Origin of the sequence: Agrobacterium sp. ES01 (genome assembly GCF_050320885.1) — a bacterium.
In the GTDB taxonomy this organism is placed as follows: Bacteria; Pseudomonadota; Alphaproteobacteria; order Rhizobiales; family Rhizobiaceae; genus Allorhizobium.
This window is the reverse complement of record NZ_JBNQTH010000002.1, coordinates 294,842-314,299: the sequence shown is the minus strand read 5'-3', so window position 1 is coordinate 314,299 and position 19,458 is coordinate 294,842. Positions and strand designations below refer to the sequence as shown.

General features: G+C 57.9%; 11 protein-coding genes and 1 tRNA gene. 9 read left to right on the top strand and 3 right to left on the bottom strand.

Features of this window, described 5'->3' with window-relative positions; all coding sequences use genetic code 11:
• The 5 genes from ACQQ2Q_RS09295 to ACQQ2Q_RS09275 form a co-directional block, all read left to right on the top strand.
• Positions 1 to 6,757, top strand: a 6,757-nt coding sequence (locus tag ACQQ2Q_RS09295; RefSeq protein ID WP_428186780.1) for a DUF5801 repeats-in-toxin domain-containing protein, incomplete at its 5' end; no start/stop codon positions are given.
• A gap of 380 nt (positions 6,758 to 7,137) precedes the next feature.
• Positions 7,138 to 8,529: a TolC family outer membrane protein gene (locus ACQQ2Q_RS09290; RefSeq protein WP_428186795.1), complete on the top strand. Its 1,392-nt coding sequence runs from the start codon at positions 7,138 to 7,140 to the stop codon at positions 8,527 to 8,529.
• Positions 8,530 to 8,549: 20 nt separating this feature from the next.
• Positions 8,550 to 10,709 (top strand): type I secretion system permease/ATPase, encoded by a 2,160-nt coding sequence (locus tag ACQQ2Q_RS09285; RefSeq protein ID WP_428186779.1) that lies wholly within the window; start codon positions 8,550 to 8,552, stop codon positions 10,707 to 10,709.
• Complete coding sequence (locus ACQQ2Q_RS09280; protein WP_428186778.1) at positions 10,706 to 11,998, top strand: HlyD family type I secretion periplasmic adaptor subunit; 1,293 nt, start codon at positions 10,706 to 10,708, stop codon at positions 11,996 to 11,998. Before ACQQ2Q_RS09285 ends, ACQQ2Q_RS09280 begins: the two co-directional genes overlap by 4 nt.
• Position 11,999: 1 nt before the next feature.
• The gene (locus tag ACQQ2Q_RS09275) at positions 12,000 to 12,668 is read left to right on the top strand and encodes a ribbon-helix-helix domain-containing protein (protein ID WP_428186777.1); all 669 of its coding nucleotides are present in this window, start codon (positions 12,000 to 12,002) and stop codon (positions 12,666 to 12,668) included.
• A 25-nt stretch (positions 12,669 to 12,693) separates the two neighbouring features.
• Here ACQQ2Q_RS09275 and ACQQ2Q_RS09270 read toward each other — a convergent pair whose 3' ends face one another.
• A complete protein-coding gene (locus tag ACQQ2Q_RS09270; protein ID WP_428186776.1) occupies positions 12,694 to 13,512 on the bottom strand; it encodes a transglutaminase-like cysteine peptidase in 819 nt (272 codons plus the stop codon).
• A gap of 568 nt (positions 13,513 to 14,080) precedes the next feature.
• Between ACQQ2Q_RS09270 and ACQQ2Q_RS09265 the strand changes: the two genes are divergently transcribed.
• Positions 14,081 to 15,139 (top strand): ABC transporter substrate-binding protein, encoded by a 1,059-nt coding sequence (locus tag ACQQ2Q_RS09265; protein ID WP_428186775.1) that lies wholly within the window; start codon positions 14,081 to 14,083, stop codon positions 15,137 to 15,139.
• Between the two features lie 85 nt (positions 15,140 to 15,224).
• On the opposite strand, the gene ACQQ2Q_RS09260 is transcribed toward ACQQ2Q_RS09265, so the two are convergent.
• Positions 15,225 to 15,300: transfer RNA gene (locus tag ACQQ2Q_RS09260), tRNA-Lys, on the bottom strand.
• Positions 15,301 to 15,486: 186 nt separating this feature from the next.
• Between ACQQ2Q_RS09260 and ACQQ2Q_RS09255 the strand changes: the two genes are divergently transcribed.
• On the top strand, positions 15,487 to 16,233 hold the full coding sequence (locus ACQQ2Q_RS09255) for a cytochrome c biogenesis CcdA family protein (protein WP_428186774.1): 747 nt from the start codon (positions 15,487 to 15,489) through the stop codon (positions 16,231 to 16,233).
• 126 nt (positions 16,234 to 16,359) lie between these two features.
• A complete protein-coding gene (locus tag ACQQ2Q_RS09250) occupies positions 16,360 to 17,328 on the top strand; it encodes an AEC family transporter (RefSeq protein ID WP_428186773.1) in 969 nt (322 codons plus the stop codon).
• Here the strand turns inward: ACQQ2Q_RS09250 and ACQQ2Q_RS09245 are convergent.
• The gene (locus ACQQ2Q_RS09245) at positions 17,296 to 18,501 is read right to left on the bottom strand and encodes a UbiH/UbiF family hydroxylase (protein WP_428186772.1); all 1,206 of its coding nucleotides are present in this window, start codon (positions 18,499 to 18,501) and stop codon (positions 17,296 to 17,298) included. The two genes, ACQQ2Q_RS09250 and ACQQ2Q_RS09245, sit on opposite strands and share 33 nt — an antisense overlap.
• A 191-nt stretch (positions 18,502 to 18,692) precedes the next feature.
• Between ACQQ2Q_RS09245 and pcsA the strand changes: the two genes are divergently transcribed.
• Positions 18,693 to 19,436 carry a phosphatidylcholine synthase gene (pcsA, locus tag ACQQ2Q_RS09240; protein ID WP_428186771.1) on the top strand — a complete coding sequence of 248 codons (744 nt, stop codon included), beginning with the start codon at positions 18,693 to 18,695 and terminating at the stop codon, positions 19,434 to 19,436.
• The last annotated feature ends 22 nt before the right edge of the window (positions 19,437 to 19,458 follow it).

Genomic DNA, 19,458 nt, shown 5'->3' with positions numbered 1-19,458 from the left:
GGTTCATGCATCCGGTGCGGCAAACGAAGACGTCCTGTCCTTCACCTTCAACTTCACAGCCCGCGACAGCGACGGCGATACCGTCTCAAACGACTTCACCGTCAAGGTCATCGACGATGCGCCGGTGATCGTTGCTAACGGCAACGAAAACCGCACGATCGACGAAGACGACATCTGGACCGGCCATGCAATCGGCACGAGCCCGAATGACGGCGATAAAGATGGTTCCTGGTCCGGTGGCCCGGGTCAGGGCGGCAAAGGCCCGGCGTTCATTAACGGTTCGTTTGCCCACCTGGTGAAGGCTGGCGCGGATGGTTTGCTTGCCTTTTCCTTCACCAGCGATGCGGCATCTGTGCTGCAGGCGCAGGGGTTCAAGTCCGAGGGTATGGCGCTCAGCTATGAGGTCAAGGGTGGCGTTCTCTACGGCTATGCCAACACCGACGGCACGACCGGCTACGGGGCAAACGACCGCGTTGTCTTCAAGCTGACGCTCGATGCCGACGGCAAATACCAGTTCGAACTCATCGACCAGCTCGACCACGCGGCCCCGACCACGGCCGGCACTTCCGACGAGAACCTGCTGACGATCAGCCTCGGTGCGGCTCTCCAGGCAACCGATGGTGACGGCGACAGCGTGAGGCTGACCGGTCTCGTGGAATTTGAGGTCAGGGACGATGTCCCGGTTGGCACGACGGCCATCATTGAGCAGTCCGCTACGGAGTTTGCCTCTGCAACCGGCTCGCTCTCCACGCTCGTCTCCTTCGGTGCTGATGGCGTTGGCAAGTATAGCGTCGAGATAGACAATCTCTCGTCCTCGCTGACGTCGCTCAAGTCGAATGGTTCGAGCCTCACCTTCAGCGTGGTTGGTGATACGCTTTACGCCAAGGTTGGAAACGACACGATCTTCACCTTCACGGTAAACTCTCAGACGGGTGCCTACACCTTCACGCAGTCTGGCCCGATCGATCATGTCGGCCAGGTGCCCGACCTTGGCCAGCATATCAGCGTTGCGGCGGTCAGCGGCCCGAAGATCCATTTCGTTGGCGACCTGACCAATGGGGAGGATATCATCCGCATCACCAATTCTGGTGGCACGGAGGTTACCTGGGGCGTCGATACCGACAACAACGGCACGGCCAACTATACCGTGACGATCCCTGCCAATACGACCTTCTACCTCAATGTTGGCAATCTGGCTGATAACACCAAGGTCGAGCTTCTCGGAGCCAGCGGCAGCGTCACGACGGTCGTCAATCCCGGCCACGGCCACTTCACCGGCGTGCCGGTCGACGGCGTCACCCTCGATCTCTCCTCCGCCGTCACGGTTGAGGACGGCGACGGGGACGAGCTCGCGCTGTCCGGCCAGCTCCACATCACGATCACAGACTCCGTCCCAACCTTCGGCACTGCCGTGGCTGGAGCGGTGTCGGAAGACGGCACAAAGACCGCCAGCGGTTCGACCGGCGTCAACTGGGGTGCCGACAATGGCGCCAACAAGTCGCTGACACTGGGCACGTCCGTGGTTGTCAAGGATCAAGCTAACAGTGCGGTTGAGCTGAAGTCGGATGGTCACACCGTCAACGTCGCCCTGGTGGGTGCCGTTCTGGTGGGTTATCTCGGCAGCACCGTGCCGGCGGCTGCGAACCTGGCTTCGGACCCGAATGTCGTCTTCACCGTCTCCGTCGATCAGGCGACGGGTGCGTACTCCTTCGAACTGAAGCAACCGCTCGACCATACGTCGCCGACAGGCACCAGCCAGTATCTTGACCTCACCTTCGAGGTGACGGCCAAGGACTCGGACAACGATATCGCTTCGGGCACGGTCACCGTGCGCGTCGATGCGGCTGGCGAGATCGGGTCGATCAACTACGGCAATCTAGACACCGGCGTCATTGTTAATCTGAGCGAAGCCTCCGTCACTCATGACAGCAAGACCATCGCTGCGGACACAGCAACCGATCGTGCCGGCGCTCACGTCGTCGGGATCGACGGCATGGCGGGCGTCAATGATGCCTATGGCAGCAAGGCGGCGGACATTCTGGTCGGTGGCGCCGAAGCCAATGTTCTCAAGGGCAATGAGGGCGATGACGTCCTGATCGGCAATGGCGGCAACGACACGCTCGAAGGCGGCGTCGGAGAGGATACGCTGTATGCGGGCAGCGGCGCCGACGATCTCTATGGCGGCGATGACGACGATACGCTTTATCTCGCCGAAGACGTCCTTGTGGGGAATGGCAGCATGCGCACCGTCACTTTCGGCGACGGAAACACGCGCCAGGTGAATATCGGCGGCCTGTCGGGTGAAAGCGACGACGTTTATGGCGGACAGGGTGTCGATACCCTGCGCTTCGAACAGGGCGCCAATGCCAATGGTTTTGTTTTCGACCGTGCCAAGACCGGTACCGGCCTGCAGCTCGACAGTATCGAAAAGTTCATCGGAACTGACGAGAGCGACGTCATTCTTCTGCCGAAGACCTATACCACGTCGGAAATCACACTGATCGAGATCGAAGGCGGCAAGGGCAACGACTTCCTTCAGGGATCGGATGCCCAGGGCGACAAGATTTCCGGCGGCGACGACAATGACTGGATCTCGGGCCTTGGCGGCGATGACGACATCAGCGGCGGTAATGGCAATGATGAGATTTGGGGCGGAGAGGGTGATGACCTGATCCGTGGTGATTGGGGTCAGGATACCATTTATGGTGATGCCGGCGATGATACGATCTATGCCGGAGGCGACAACGACACCATCCGTGGTGGTGCTGGTGACGACAAGATCTATGGCGGCGACGGCAACGACACGATCATCCACACTGTTGGCGACGGCAACGACATCGTCGACGGTGGCACCGAAACCGGTTCGTCCAATCCCAACTACGACGTGTTGACGATCAATGGTGATGGCGTTTCCCGCCACTTCACGCTGGGACTGGCGACGGATGGAACCGAGATCACGCCGGCGACCGACAGTTCCGACATTCTGGTGACCTATGACGGTGCCAATGCCGGATCGGTTCGCGCCGATGAAATCGAACGCGTAACCTTCAATCTCGGTTCCGGCGGCGACACCGTGACCCTGAACGACGTGACCGGCTCCGCGATTGCCGCGACTACGGTCGTCATTAACGGCGGTGCCGGCAATGACACCTTTGACCTGACCGGTTTTGCCGGCTCAAGCGTGGTGATCAATGACAGCGATCCGGTATCAGGTGGCGACACGGATACGATTAAGCTCGCCGGGCGCTGGACCGACTACACCGTTACCCAGATGGGCGACACCTATACAGTGACCCGCAACTCCGACGGCGCAGTCATCGTTCAGACGACGAATGTCGAGCAGTTCGACTTCGCCGGGGATACGAGCGGTCCGGTGCCGGTCGGTGAAGTGGTCAATGTCGCGCCGGTTGCCGGCGACGACGCAGCCGCAGTGACTGAAGCAGGCGGCACGGCGAACGCGACGGCCGGAAACCCGACTGCGACGGGCAATGTGCTTGCCAATGACAACGACGCCAACAGCCTCGACACCGAGGGCGTGGTCTCGGTCACCTTCGGCACCACGACCATCCCGCTGCCTGTCGGCAACACGCCGGTGCAGATCGTCGGCACATACGGTACGCTGACGATCCAGGCCGATGGCACCTACAGCTATCTGCTCAACGACGCCGACGACGACACGCAGGCGCTTGACGCCGGTGAGACCGCCACCGACGTCTTCTCCTACACGATGCGCGATTTTGCCGGGCTGACCGACGAAGGCGCATTGACGGTGACAGTGACCGGCGCCAACGACGCGCCGACAGCGATCAACTTCCTGTCACCGAACGCATCATCCGGTTTCTCGATAGAACTCGCACGGTCGTCGGGCGAAATCGTCAATCTTGCCAGTGCGGATGCTCTTCTGGCCGGTACCAATCAGGCATCCAAGGAGGAAACCACCTCTTCGACGGTCAATTTTGGTCCAGGCGGCCGTTTTGGTGGCGGTTCGAACTTCCCCGGTGGCGGCGGTGATGAATTCGCGGTCCGTGCGACCGGCGAGATCAACATCACGACCAGCGGAACCTGGACTTTCGGCACGCACTCCGATGATGGCGTGCGCCTGATGATCGATGGGCAGGTGGTTATTCTGGATGACACGACCCATCCGGGGCAGGATCGGTTCGGGCAGATCTACCTGACCGCCGGAGAGCACACGATCGAACTCGTCTATTTCGAGCACGAGGGCGGTGAACTGGTGGAATTGTTCGCTCAATCGGGCGCGCACTCAAGCTGGAACGATGGGTTCAAGCTCATTGGTGACGTTGCGAATGGCGGTCTCGCCGTTGCCGATGTTCTCTCAATCGACGAGAACAATGTGGCTGGCGCAGTGGTCGCCACCTTGACCGCCACCGACGTTGATGCGGGCGACACCCACAGCTTCCAATTGGTCTCGGGCACCGGTGACACCGACAATGCTCTTTTCACGATCGTCGGCAACGAGCTGCGGCTTGTTGGTTCCGCCGATTACGAAACCAAGGCGAGCTATACCATCCGAGTTCAGGCAACCGATGCGGGTGGAGAGACTTACGTAACGACCAGGACGATCTTGGTGAACGATCTGGTTGAGAACACTGCTCCCACGGCCAATGCCGACCACGTCATCACCAATGCAGGAGTAGGATCTACTTTCTATGTTCCGGAATGGGCGCTTCTCGCGAATGACGAGGATGACAAGGGACCGCTGAATGTCACTGGGACGAGCAACGACTCCGATCTCTCCACCAGCCTGGTGACAGAACCGGGTTCGGTTGCCATCACCGACAGCGGCAATGCGGGCGGTAGCTTCGACTACACGGTCTCTGACGGCGATTTGACAGGAACAGGCTCCGTAACGGTCTCCCAGGACATCGTTGGAGATCTGGACGGCACGAATGGAAACGACATCATCGTCGCTAGACCGGTTATTGCGCCTCAGCCTCAGATCACGACAATCGGCTTCAATGCCGGTGGCTACGATGCTGGTGACGTGGTTTCCATCACGGTGGATGGAGTGGTCTACTCCCATACCGTTCAGGCGAATGCACGCAGCGCGGAAGACGTCTATGATGCGCTCAAGGGGGTATCCATGGGCGGTATCACCCTCGCTGCCAGCCTGGATGCCAAGGGCGTGGCATGGGCAGACAATCTGACCGGCAATGCTGTGACCCTGACCAGTGATCCAGGTGCAGAGAATGCATTCGCGATTTCTGCGAATGTTAACAACGGCGCTGATGTTGGCACACCTTGGGTCACGACGGTAGATTTCTGGAACGATGGATCCGGGATGTATAACGATGCAATCCTATCCATCACCATCAATGGCCAGACCTATTGGGCGCAAGATAGTATTTCGGGTCATTATTATTATGATGGGAATGACTATCTTGATAGCGCCGCAGATAGTCTTCTGTCTAAGTTGAACGCTGCGACGGGTGTTAGCGCATCATTTGACTCCGCTAGCAACACGTTCACGATCCAGACCACATTTGCCGCGACGATCACAGGTCAGTCGGGTTACCTATTTGCCAGAGAAATTGTCCAGACACAGACTGGCTCCAATCCCTCCAACCAAGGCAACCTCAGCGTAGACACGAGCCAGGCAGCCGTGGGAGACCCCGGCGAACCGCAAACCACAACACTCCGCTTCGCATCCAGCTACGATGCCGGAGATGTGGTGTCGGTAACGGTTGACGGCGTTGTCTATAGTCACACCGTTCTCGCAAGTGCCCGAACGGGAGAGAATGTCTATGATGCACTCAAGGACGTCAGCGTCAGCGGTGTCACTCTCGCTGAAAGCCTGGAAGACAAGGGCGTGGAGTGGGCGGACAATCTGAGCGGAAATGCAGTGACGCTGGTCAGCGATCCGGGTTCGGCAAATGGATTTTCGATCTCGGCTGAGACAGACAATAGCGCGGATTCCGGTATCCCGTGGATTAGAACTGTCGATTTTCGTCCGAATATCAACAGCTTCGGTAACGGTAGCAGCGAGAATATCGCGATCACGATTGATGGAACACCCTATTCATCCACCTATACAAGTGGGTCCAATGATGGAGATCGGTTCGACAGCGCCGCAAATAATCTTGTGACTAAGCTGAATCTGGTCGCGGGTGTGACCGCAAGCTACAATTCGGGCGAAAACACATTCACGATCAATACTACGTTCGATCCGGGTGCCATCACTGGGACCTCGACATCGAATGACAGGCAGGGTGATACAACCAAAGTGCAGGATGGCTCACTGCCAACAGATCAGGCTGCGCCGGGTGTTGAAACGATCAGTGCCACTGACGCGGGCTTCGTGCTGAATGGCCTGGGTGGTGACGACATTCTGATCGGCAATGACGGTGATGACTTCCTCAATGGTGGGGCAGGAAACGATATCCTGTTCGGTGGCCTCGGCTTCGACACCCTGACCGGTGGTGATGGCGCTGACACTTTCGTCTTTGACGCGACGGCGCTAAACGGCCTCGAGGTGGCCGATATCATCACCGACTTCAAGACAGCTGATGGTGATGCTCTCGATATCTCAGCCTTGCTGGACAACATTCTGGGACACGAGGCCGTTGAAGGTGATGTTTCTAGTCTGGTCAAGACCACGGTTGACGGCGCGGATACCGTTGTCAGCGTCGGCGGCGAAGGCAACTGGCATGATGTGGCGGTTCTGGAGAATCATACGGAACTGGTCCGCGTGCTCTTCGATGACGATCACAACAGCATCGATGTCAACCATAGCTAGTATTTGACGCCAGTTCGCCCCGGAGACAATTCCGGGGCGAATCTGTGGCAAACGCGCCACATTTCAATATGACATCGCCGGAACAAGTCGTTTTGGCCTAAAAAAGTCTAACGTGGTAACCTTGCTCACGTTATTCATTCGTCGAGCAGACTTTATTCTTGATTGTTTGCCTTCGTTGTTGATAGGTGCGTGGGGCGATACGCACGCATAAGACAAGGAATTTACAATCCAAGATTTAGTTGGTGTGCGTATAAAATAATTCGACTTCGTGCGACAAAATATTATGAAACATAATTTTTGGCGCATTCGATAGATTTCACTCGGGGGATACAGTGGGTATTAAAGCCAAGATTTTCGCAACCTTGACCGCATCGACGGCCATGTGTTTGTCCATGGTGGTGGATGCCAACAGTATGTCTCTTCAAGAGGCAATCCAGAAAACACTGGATACCAACCCACAAATTCAGCAGGCAGCGAAGAACCGCGAGGCGATCGAATTCGAACTTCGCCAGGCCCGCGGCCTTTACATGCCATCGATCGACCTTGAAAGCGGCATCGGCCGCCGCCGGTTGGCCAGTCCGAGCTCCGGCAGCCTGACATCGGATCGCGACTATCTCTCGCCATCGGATGTCAGCTTGACCATTACGCAGACGCTGTTTGATGGCGGCGAGCGCCGTTCTGAAGTCGAGCGTCAGGCATCGCGTGTCGATGGTGCGTCCTTCCGGGTTCAGGAGCGCTCCGAAGCGCTGGCGCTGGAAGCAGCGCAGGCCTATCTCGAATATCTGCTGCAAGCGCAGATTGTCGGTGCCGCAAAGCAGAACAGCGGGTTCCACCAGCAGATTCTGGGCGACATCGATACCAGCATCAAGGGCGGCACGCTCACCGACGCCGACCGGTTGCAGGGACGGGAACGTCTGGAAGCCTCCAAGGCCCGGTTACAGGAGGCTTTGGAAGAACTGGAGCTGACCAAGATCCGCTTCCTGCGTGTTGTGGGCGAGCCGATCGGCAAGGCGACCGCGCCGCAGTCCATCGCCAAATATCTGCCGCGCACGCTGGATGACGCGATTTTCATCGCCAAGAACGGCAATCCGCGGATTTCCGCAGCAACCTCCGACATCGATGCAGCCGATGCACAGGTCCGTGGTGCACGCGCGGCGTATCTGCCAAAGGTCAATCTGGAAGTCAGCGCCCTGACCGGAAATGATTATGGCGGCGATTCCGGCAATACCAACGATTTCCAGGCCCGCGTGGTGGCGCGCTGGAACCTTTATCGCGGCGGTATCGATACAGCGCGCGAACAGGAACAGATCCGTCGCGCCAGTGAAATGCGCATGGCCCTTTACGACTCGCATCGCGAAGTCGAGGAGTCGGTGCGTTCTGCCTGGAATGAACGGGTCAACCGCAGCGCATTGGCCGCTACGCTCGGCCGTCAGTCGGGAACCAATGCCGAGCTGGTGTCGTCCTATCGCCAGCAGTTCACTGTCGGCGAGCGCTCGCTTCTGGATGTGCTGGACGCCCAGAACACACGCTTCAACACAAGTGTACTGGCGCAGACGGCCAAGTTCGTGGCGATGTTTGCCGAATACAAGATCCTTGCCGCCACCGGGCAGTTGACCTCCACATTCGGCGGCGCTGCGGTTACCCAGGCAAATGCCTATGCCCGCAAGGAATTTGCGGTACCGGCCACGCCTGCCAATCCAAACTATGTTGAAGTCGAGTCGCATCAAAGCGCTGACATGCCCTTCGATCTCCTGGCACCGATCAGGCAGTAGAACCAGACAGGACAGGGGGTATGGACGGGGAGGTAGTCGACAAGTCTCGGATTGGCACGACGGGATCGTTCAGGGCGGCATTCAAAGCGATTGCCGCCTATTTCGGACGTCCGACATCCGAGACGGTGCTGTTTTCAGGCTTTCCTGACGATGTCATCGATTCCATGGAAGAGAATGACGTCGAACGCATGTCCGAACGCATCGGGCTTCAGGTCGACAAGAAGAGCGAAGGCGATTGCCGGCGCGGAAACTTCGATTGCCCGGCGGTTCTGGTCACGGAGACCGGACGATGCATCATCGTCTATGGCTGGGACGGCAGCAACTATACGGTGGACCTTTTCGAGCCGAGCAATCAGCAGCGGCAGATCAGCCGTGAGCAGTTCCAGAGGCTGAAGCCGGTTATGGGTTTCGCCTTCTCCATGTATTACGCCAATGACAGCGAAGAAGCGCTGGTTGGTACTGCAGGCGAGATCGAAAAGCGTCACTGGCTCACCACGGCCCTTATTCCCTATTGGCGGACCTATCTGCGCGTTGTTGCGGCGGCCTTGTTCATCAATGTGATCGCGCTGGCATCGCCGCTTTTCACCATGAATGTTTACGATCGGGTTTTGCCCAACAAGGCGATCCCGACGCTTTGGGTGCTGGCCATCGGCGTTGGCCTTGCCTATGTTTTCGATTTTCTTTTGAAAACCGCCCGCGCCGAACTGATCGATTATGCTGGGCGCAAAGCGGATCTTCGCATCTCGCAACTGATCTTCGACAAGGTTCTGAATACCAATCTGGCATCTCGGCCCATGTCGACTGGCGAATATGCAAGCCGCGTTACCCAATACGAATTTGTGCGTGAATTCTTCACGTCCAATACTATTGGCGTTCTGATCGACAGTGCTTTTGTCTTCATTTTTCTGTTCGTCATCTTCATCATCAGCGGATGGCTGGTGGTTTTCCCCGCTGTGGCATTCGTGATCACCGTCTGCGTTGGGCTTTATGCGCAGCACAAGATCGGAAAGAGCATGGCGACTGCGGCCAATGAGGCGTCACGCCGTCAATCGCTGCTGGTAGAGACGATTTCCACGATCGAGACGCTGAAGGGCCTGCGTGCGGAAGCCACGATGCAGCGTCGCTGGCACGAGTTGACCAAGAACTCCAGCCGGACCAGCGAGAAGATCAAGCATATTTCAGCCAATGCCTCGCATATCACGGCCTTTATCCAGCAGATGGTCTCCGTCTGCGTGGTGATCGGAGGCGCCTATTCGTTCTCCGAGGGCCATATCGCCATGGGTGCGATCATTGCGACCGTGATGTTGTCCAGCCGGGCAGGGGCGCCCCTTGGCCAGATCGCGATGACCCTGGCGCGGTTCCGTCAGGCAACATTGTCGCTGCGCATCCTCAATAATATCATGGAGCAGGAAGAGGACCGTCCCTCAAGCGTCGGTTTCGTCAATCGCGAGGTCAGACAGGGGCGTTTCAGCTTCGAGAATGTGAGTTTCTGCTATCCCGGTTCCGACTATGCCGTGCTCGACAAGCTGTCTCTGTCTGTGTCACCCGGTGAAAAGGTCGGCATCATCGGCCGGATCGGTTCGGGAAAGACGACCCTCGGTCGTCTCCTGGATGGGCTGTATATTGCCAATGAGGGCCGCTTGCTGGTCGATGGGGTCGATATCCGCCAATATCATATGGCGGAAATTCGAGCAGCTGTGGCTATTGCTGGTCAGTCCTCGGATCTGTTTTCCGGCACTGTGAAGGAAAATCTTCTTCTCGGGCGCGCCGACGCAACCGATGAGGAATTGCTGGAGGTTTGCCGGATGACCGGGGCCGATCAGTTCGTGGCCAACCACCCGCGCGGATTCGATATGCCGGTCGGAGAGCGCGGCAGCAATCTTTCGACCGGGCAGAAGCAGTCCTTGACCATCGCGCGACTGCTGCTCTCCAAACCGAAAATCGTCTTTCTCGACGAACCGTCGGGCGCGATGGATCTGGCCAGCGAGCGGCATCTGATCGCACGGCTCAGAACAGCCTTCAGCGGTGGCACGACGCTGGTGATTGCGACGCACCGCCACAGCATGCTGGATCTGGTGGACAGGCTCGTGGTGATCGACAAGGGACGCATTGTGGCTGATGGCCCCAAGGCGACCGTGATCGAGGCGATGCAGCGCAGTGGCAAGGGAGCGCAGCCATGAGGGCAAGCGACAATGACAACCCTCCGTTCTTTGCACGCGCCATTCTGATCATCGTGGCACTGTTCATCCTGACATTTATCGGCTGGGCCTCGGCGACGGAAATCGAAGAGATTGCGCGCGGTGAGGGCAAGGTCATCCCGGTGTCCAAGACCCAGATCATCCAGACGTCCGAACCGGGCGTGGTGCAGCAGATTGCCGTCAAACTCGGCCAGGTGGTTCGCAAGGGCGACCTGCTTGTCCAGATCGGCAATACCACGACAGAATCATCGCTGGGTGAAGCCGTGGCGCGGGCGCGGGCGCTCGGCGCCAAGGTTGCGCGCCTGTCGCTTGAAGAAACCGGGAACTACGAGGCGGAATTCGTCTGTCCGGCGGACATACTGCAGGTGGCGGAACAGGTTTGCGCCAATGAATCGCGGTTGATGGAAGCCGATCGTGCGGCCTATCACAACAAGATCAATGTTCTTGCGGAACGCGTGAAGCAGCGCGAAACGGAGCTTGCCGAGGCGCGCGCCAATATCGAGCGGCTCAGTGCCAATCTCGAAGGGGCCAAGAAGCAGATCAAGCTCTACGAGCCGCTTGCCAAAAAGAAACTGATCGCGGAAAGCGAGATCCTCAGATATCAGCGTGAAAAAACCGATATCGAAGGCGAGCTCAAGGTCTATCATGAAAGTATTGCGCGGCTTGAGGGCGCGATCGCCGAAGCCAAGCTGCTGTCAAAGGAAGCAGCGCTGCAATTGCAACAGCAGGCCTTGGCCGACAAGGCCCAGGCACTGGCGGAACTTTCGGTGGTCGACGAGACGATCCGTGGCGCCTCGGACCGCGTCAAGCGCACAGACATCCGTTCGCCCGTCGATGGTATCGTCAATACGCTCGAGGTGAATACGATCGGCGGTTATGTCGAGCCGGGTGCGGTTGTGGCCGGGGTCGTACCGACTGCCGATACGTTGTTGATCGAGGCGAAGATTTCGCCGCGCGATGTTGCTTTTGTGCGTCCTGGCCAGCCCGCGCTGGTCAAGGTGACCGCCTATGATTTCTCCATTTTCGGCGGTCTTGAGGGTGAGGTGGTCAATATTTCTGCCGACAGCCTGGTCGAGAAGGAAAAGGGCGAGACCTACTACCTGGTTCAGGTGAAAACAGATCGTTCCGACCTGGAGAAAAACGGCAAGCTCTATTCGATCATTCCCGGCATGGTCGCCACTGTCGAGATCATGACCGGCCAGAAAACGGTCATGAGTTACCTGCTCAAGCCCATCAACAAGGCCCGATCCGAAGCGCTGACGGAGCGTTGAGATGGCACAGCGAAAGCCTTCTCTTCTGCAGGGTTCTAGTCCCCGACACAGCGATGTTGCGACGGATGTGCTTCCCCTCATCGATAGCCATGATTTCGAACCGCACTTTCGTGCGGTCGGTGGAGGATCGCGAGAGCGGCGCGGCATAAGGCTCGAACGGGTGTATTGGGATGCGCTCGCGCATATGTCCAAGGATTCCGGGCTATCCATGGTGGATCTCGTGGATACGGCTGCGGCGCGCTATCCGGATGCCGGCAATCTTGCCTCACTGCTGCGCGTTCTGTCTCTCAAATGGCTGCTGCAGCGCAGCGAAGCTCTGGAGGAGAGCGCCTCGCTGCAAAGCCTGAGCGCCATCGTTCATGCCTCCCCGGTTCCGACAGTCATCATGTCGCGGGAAAAGAAGATCCTGCTGTTCAACGATCCGTTTATCGGGATGCTGCGCAATCGCTTTTCGGTGGAGCATCCAGCCGATCTTGGCCGCAATCTGCGCTTCCAGATCGATGCTCATCTCGATGAAGTGCTGGAGAAATTGAACGCGGGCAGGGGCGGGATCATCAAGACCGGATTTTCGATCGCGATCAATTTGAAAGTCATGCGCGGCAAGATCCATGTCGCGCCGGCCCCTGATCGGCTGAAGTCCCGGCTGATCGGATATGTCGCGGAATTCTAGCGATTGGGCTGCAGCCCGTGAAATCTCACAGACCTTCAGGACCTTCGCCTGGCGCTACTTTTTCAAGGGGCAGCAGCTTGGCTGTCAGCTTGCTCTTGGTACCCACACGCGTGCCATGGAAAAAGGCCTTTCCATCCACCATGGAAAACAGCGGCATGTAATCGGGCAATTTCTTGTCGACAAGGACTGCATCGCGAACATTGTCGAGAATGAAGTAGTTGTCAGCAACAGCGACAGACAGGACGGCATGATAGACCCGGCGACGCTGGTCAAAGAGCACGACCACGCCCATATCTTTCATGGACAGGCCTGCAGCATTGAGGGCAGCCATCTTGAGGATCGCATAGTCCTCGCAATCGCCACGCTGGCGGCTGAGCGTTTCGCTAGGCTTGGCCCAACGGTCGGTCACATTGTAAAGATCGATATCGCGCGTATAGCCAATGCTGTTGTTGATGACGCGGTTGATGCGGTTCAGCTTGTCGCGTATCGACGCCTGAGCGGTCTCTGCAATGGCGGCCGACAGGCGCTTTTGGGCGGCCGTGCAGTTCGTCTTGCAATCGAGGAAGCCGCCGGTTTCGATCTCGGCCAGGGATGGCGCGAGGCTTTGCGACGCCGCCAGGCGTTTCAACGAAAAGGCGACGCTGCCGAATACGGCCTCACGGCGTTGCATCGGGGATGACTTGCGCAGCGCAGGTGCTGTCGGCTTCGAAATCGGTGTCGGGATGTAAGCCAGGTCGACGGTTGAAAGGTCGGTCTGCGGCGCCATTGCCGATACCGCAACGGCGGAGGCTTTCTCGCGCAGGAAGGACACAGCGCCGTCAAAGGCTGCGCTGCTGCGCGTCATCAGCGATTGAGCCGAGAAAGAGCTTAGAAGTACGGGCGACATTGCCGAACTAACAATTGAATAAAATGCAGTGTATCCGTTTACCTGCATCGCATTCGCCGACCGTGTCGGCAATCCTAAAGCAAATACACACAAAAGTGCGGTCGATACCTGTTTAATACTTTTCTTCATGGCGATATTTACTCCAGCCTTGGGAGCAATCTATCGGCAATTCGATAACTTAAGGTTTTTTAACTTGGGTAAATTCTCTTTAAGACAATTGCTAAAATGGAAAAGGGGATTGAAAGAAATTTTTAATGGTTTATCAATTGCACGCAGTGAGCGAACGTCGACCAGTTGTGAAGAGATGTATTGCAAAATGCGCCAGACCAAGTTTTTCAATTCTTTCATCGACCAGATTGCGGTCGGCACATTGGCAAAAGAACCAATTCGCATCGTCCGGGGGCAGTTGTTGACACGCTTGCGTCAGCCAATGCCGACCAATATTCACCGCGCGCGATCCTCTTTCGGTCTCGTCGCTTTGTCTCTCCTCCTTGCTTCTTGCCAGTCCGGACTCGAAAATTCCGGAGTGACCAATGACGTTGCCCCACCAAGTTCCACTGCCGTTGAGGAACAGTTCGGCAGCAAGGGAACGGAGATCACACTGCTTCTGGAAAAGGGCGGGGAAGGCTATTTCGAGGGTGCCGCGCGTGACGTTCGCGATGGGGCAGAACTCGCGCTGGGGGAACTTGGTGGAGATCAGGTGCATGTCAAAGTGGTGCCGATCGAAGCCGACGCCAGCAATCTCAGCGCGGCTGTTGCCAGTGCATCGGAGCGCAAGTCTGCCCTGTTGGTCAGTTACGCTGCTCCTGCCATCACCAAGGGCATCACGGCTGTAGTGCCGTCCAAGAGGCCATTGTTGATCAATCTTGGCCCGGCAGTATCCACCGGTGGTGGCGGCATCTTCAATTTTGAGGTCGACGAGACCGACAGCATTGTCCAGGGCGCAAGCGTCGCCATCGCGGGGGGCACGACCAACTTCCTGCTCTTTGTACAACAAAATTATCCCGCCGACTTTGAGAGCCAGGTCTCGGCAGCGGTAGGCAAGGTTGGCGGCAAGATCGTCGGCACGACACGCTTCAATACCAATGGCGCAGGCGTGCTGGAACAAGTCAAAGCGATGAAGGACAAGCTCGGCCAGGCAGGCGTCGCCCTGATTGCCGGCAACACCATGGCAACCGTCAATGTGGTATCGGCGTTGAAGGCGGAGGACGCCACCAAGGCCATGGCCTTTGTCGGTACCAGCGGTTGGCCGGAGACGAGCTATTCGGCACCTGCGGCCAAGGGCGTTCTCGTCGTGACCTATGACAAGGAAGATCTGGCGCTGATTGCCGACCGCTATAGCCGGCACTACAAGCGCCCCGTTTCGGATCAGGCAGCCTATGGCTACGACATTGTTGCTCTTGCGTCTGGGCTGATCAGAGCCAAGGGCGAAAAGGGGCTGGAGATGAAGACGCTCCTGTCGAAGTCGGGCTTCAAGGGTCTGACCGGGCGTTTCCAGTTCAACGGAGACGGCAGCACCTCGCGCCGGCTCGTCCCCTACAGCATCGCAAATGGTCGCCTCAATCCGCTCGCGTCGGGTGGATGAGACGAATCGTGTCTGCAACGCGGTCGTTGGGCTTGTCCCAGCGGGCCGGTTTACTGAATGTGCTGAAGGACGGTTATCTTGAAGGTGGTGAGAGCGCAGGGGTTCGAACCCTGGACCTACTGATTAAAAGTCAGTTGCTCTACCGGCTGAGCTACGCTCTCCCACGGTACCGGCCGGGCCGGTCAGGAAGTGGGCGGAACATATGCAGGCGACCCCGTCGGGTCAACCCAGAAAATTCAGCTATTTGCATGAAATTGGGACCGATTGCCGCGGCATTCGCAAAGGTGATTGGCAAGTGACACGCCAGGCCGTTAAGAGAGCCTCGAAAAGCTGAAGTGGTCAAAGCCTTGTCGATTGCAGAAATATCCCTTTTGAGCGCCTTGCTCGCCGGAACGATCTCATTCCTGTCGCCTTGCGTGCTGCCTCTGGTGCCGCCTTATCTTTGTTATATGGCCGGCATTTCCGTCGATCAGTTCCGTGACGGTGAGGTCAAGGCATCGCCGGATGCGCGCCGTGCCGTGATGCTGGCAGCCCTTGCCTTCACACTCGGTTTTTCCACGGTTTTCGTGGGACTTGGGGCGGGGGCCTCCACCATCGGCGTGATGCTGCGCCAGCATATCGATCTTCTGGCCAAGATCGGCGGGTTGATCATCATTGTCATGGGTCTGAACTTCCTCGGCGTTTTCCGCATCGGAATGCTGTCGAGCGAAATGCGTTTCCAGGGCGGCGGCAAGCCGGCAACCCTTTCCGGCGCCTATATCATGGGCCTTGCCTTTGCCTTCGGATGGACGCCTTGTATCGGTCCGGTGCTCGGGGCAATTCTCGGTATCGCCGCATCGCGTGACACGGTCGGCGACGGCGCCATGCTGCTTGCGATCTATTCGCTGGGCCTTGCCGTTCCGTTCTGGATCGCCGCTGCCTTCTCTGGCGCCTTCATGCGGTTCCTCGGTCGTTTCCGCCGCCATCTGGGTCTCGTGGAAAAGGCCATGGGCGCTTTCCTGGTGCTCACAGGTCTTGCTTTCATTTTCGGCTATGTGAGTTCGCTTGCGATCTGGTTTCAGCAGACCTTTCCTGTGCTCAGCCAGATCGGCTGAGTGCCGAAAACTCGGCGAACCATTTTAGCGCAAGGCGACCTTGCCTGACCTTTGAAACCGCTTCATTGCTGTAATCGAAAGCGCGGCATAGCTGTTCGCTGCGCGCAAGCGGTCGCAGGAGGGAACATGGCGGATATCATCGGACTGGTTCTGCCGTTCTTCGGTTTGATCCTGATCGGCTATGTCGCCTGCAAGCTTGCCCACCAGCCGGCAGAGGCGCTTGGCTGGCTCAATTTCTTCATTGTCTACATTTCGCTACCGGCGCTGTTCTTCAAGCTTGTGTCACGCACACCGATGCATGAACTCACCCGCGTCGATTTCATCGCGGCGGATCTGGCGGCGACCTATGGCATTTTCCTGCTGGTCTTCCTGATCGGCCGCTATATCAGGCAAAGCAGCCTGAAAGACTGTACGGTACAGGCCTTGGCGGGAGCCTATGGCAATATCGGCTATATGGGGCCGGGGCTTGCCCTTCTGGCGTTCGGGGAGGCGGCGGCCGTTCCGGTGGCGCTGATCTTCTGTTTCGAGAATGCCCTGCATTTCATGGTGGCGCCAGCCATGATGGCGGCAGCCGGCGGCGATGAGCGTCCGCGCTCGAAGGTGGCGCTCGATGTGGTCAAGAAGATCGCCTATCATCCCTTCATCGTGGCGACAGCCGTGGGCTTCCTCGCTGCCGCATTCCAGTTTCAGCCGCCATTGCCGCTCCAGCGCCTGATCGATTATCTGGCGCAGGCAGCAGCGCCTTGCGCGCTGTTTGCCATGGGCGTGACACTGGCACTCAGGCCGTTGAAGCGCGTTCCGGTCGAACTCGGTTATATCGTGCCGATCAAGCTGATCCTGCATCCCGTGCTGGTCTATGTGGTGTTGAGCCTTGTCGGCGATTTCGAGCCGCTATGGGTCTATACCGCCGTGTTGCTGGCGTCGCTGCCGACGGCCACCAATGTATTCGTGATCGGACAGCAATACGGTGTGTGGCAGGAGCGTGCCTCGGCAACGATCCTGATCACCACAGTCCTGTCGGTATTGACGGTATCAGGCCTTCTTTATCTGATCACGTCGGGTCTATTGCCGGCGGACCTTTTCCTTCAGAACTGACGGAAATTCACGCAGTGCCATGCCGGGGGCGACACCTTCGCGCATCATCATCTGGCGTAGTGGTGCAATGCCTGACAACAGGTGCAGACCTGCAGCGCGCATCATCTGCACGGGCAACAGGCCGCTCAGCAGCGAGCGGTTGAGAAGATCGACACTTGCGGTCCGGCTCAACACATCCACCTTGCGGCGGCGATCGAAACTGTCTCCCGCGCGCGGATCAATCGGCTGCCCGGTATTGCGGCAAAGCAGGTCTTCCAGCGCCGCGACATCGCGCAATGACAGGTTCAACCCCTGGGCACCGATGGGCGGGAAGGCGTGGGCCGCCTCGCCAATCAGCGCACAGCGCCCCGCACCATAGCGCGTTGCCGTCATGCCGGATAGCGGCCAGGCCTGGACACTGTCTTCCACCTCGACCTTGCCGAGGATCGATTCCGAACGTTGCTCGACCAGCCTGCTCAATTCTTCCAATGGCAGCGCCGTCATTGTTTCTGCGTCCCGCGGTCTGCAGACCCAGACGAGGCTGGAACGATCGCCCGACAGAGGAACCTGGGTAAAGGGGCCGGAATCGGTGTGAAATTCGGTCGAGGTGTTTTGGTGCGGACGTGAATGGGTGAAGTTCATGACCAGTGCCGTCTGGGGATAGGACCAGGTCTTGACGTCGATACCGGCGCTCTTTCGTGTCACGGAATTTTTGCCGTCCGCGCCAATGACGAAACTAGCTTCCAGTGTCTTGCCTCCGGAGAATGTCACGGTGACGTTGTCGGCGTCGATATGGATATCGTCAGCGGCATCGCCAATGACGGTGATATTGGCTTCCGCCGCAATCGCTTTTTCCAGCGCAGCCAACAGGGGCTCATTGGGAATGTTGTAGCCAAAGGCGTCGAGACCGATTTCGCTTGAGCGGAAAGCCACCGGGGGAGCGCGAAACAGGCGCTTCGTGCCGTCGATGATCTGCATGGTCGAAAGCCGCGACGCCGATGGCTTGATATCGTCCCACAAGCCAAGGCGATCGAGGAAACGGATCGACTGGTCCATCAATGCTGTCGTGCGCTGATCGCTGGCCTTGCGCTTCGGTGCGACGATCGCGACCTTTCGCCCGCCGCGGGCAAGGGCAATGGCTGCGATGGAGCCGGCAAGGCCGGCACCGATGACGACGATTTCAAACTGGCTCATGGCGAATATCCCGAATGTTTGCATCTGAATACGCGTTTTTGCGGTCCAATGCCATGGGCCCAATTGGCGCAGCCAAGTGACAGATTGACGATTTCCGGCAATGAATTTTGTCAAACACTCCGGGCGCCGGTTGCAAATCGAGGGGATTCGGGGAATATCCGGGGGCGGGACAGCGGAGACACGATCACGGCATGAAAATCTTCAATTACAGGCGCGTACCTTATGCAGAAATGCGAGCGTTCTCGGTTCATATCCTGACCGCCTCAGGTTCGTTTCTTGCCTTTCTGGGGGTCGTTGCCGCCGCAGAATTGCGGTTTGTCGATATGTTCTGGTGGCTTGGACTGGCGCTTGCCGTCGATGGCATCGATGGACCGATTGCACGCAAGCTGAAGGTCAAGGAAGTTCTGCCCAACTGGTCCGGGGTGATGCTCGACAACATCATCGATTATGTGACCTATGTGTTGCTGCCGGCCTTCGCGCTTTATCAAAGTGGGATGATTGGCGAGCCCTGGTCCTTTGTTGCTGCCGGGCTGATGGTCGTTTCGGCCGCAATCTATTATGCCGACACGGGCATGAAGACGGATGAGAATTTCTTTTCCGGTTTTCCCGTGGTCTGGAACATGGTGGTGTTTTCGCTCTTCGTGATCGATGCCTCGGCAACCGCCTCGATGGTGGTCGTCTTCGTGGCTGTGGTGCTGACATTCCTGCCCATCAATTTTCTGCATCCTGTGCGGGTCAAACGGCTGCGTCCACTCAATCTGACGATCTTCGCCATCTGGTGCATTCTGGGCGGCTACGCGCTTCTGTTGCACTTCGACACACCAAACTGGGCGATCTATCCCTTCATTGCATCCGGCATTTATCTGTTCGTCATCGGCGGCATCATGCAAGCCTTTCCGTCTCTCGGTGGCAAGAACCGATCCTTAGCCGATTAAGGAATTGCCGCACGGTTACCAA

Bases quoted from the DNA above. Each gene is read 5' to 3' on its own strand.
- ACQQ2Q_RS09270 (WP_428186776.1), bottom strand. From the start codon at position 13,512: ATGACGCGCAGCAGCGCAGCCTTTGACGGCGCTGTGTCCTTCCTGCGC.
- ACQQ2Q_RS09245 (WP_428186772.1), bottom strand. From the start codon at position 18,501: ATGAGCCAGTTTGAAATCGTCGTCATCGGTGCCGGCCTTGCCGGCTCC.
- ACQQ2Q_RS09290 (WP_428186795.1), top strand. From the start codon at position 7,138: ATGTGTTTGTCCATGGTGGTGGATGCCAACAGTATGTCTCTTCAAGAG.
- ACQQ2Q_RS09250 (WP_428186773.1), top strand. From the start codon at position 16,360: ATGGCGGATATCATCGGACTGGTTCTGCCGTTCTTCGGTTTGATCCTG.
- pcsA (WP_428186771.1), top strand. From the start codon at position 18,693: ATGAAAATCTTCAATTACAGGCGCGTACCTTATGCAGAAATGCGAGCG.
- ACQQ2Q_RS09275 (WP_428186777.1), top strand. From the start codon at position 12,000: ATGGCACAGCGAAAGCCTTCTCTTCTGCAGGGTTCTAGTCCCCGACAC.
- ACQQ2Q_RS09285 (WP_428186779.1), top strand. From the start codon at position 8,550: ATGGACGGGGAGGTAGTCGACAAGTCTCGGATTGGCACGACGGGATCG.
- ACQQ2Q_RS09280 (WP_428186778.1), top strand. From the start codon at position 10,706: ATGAGGGCAAGCGACAATGACAACCCTCCGTTCTTTGCACGCGCCATT.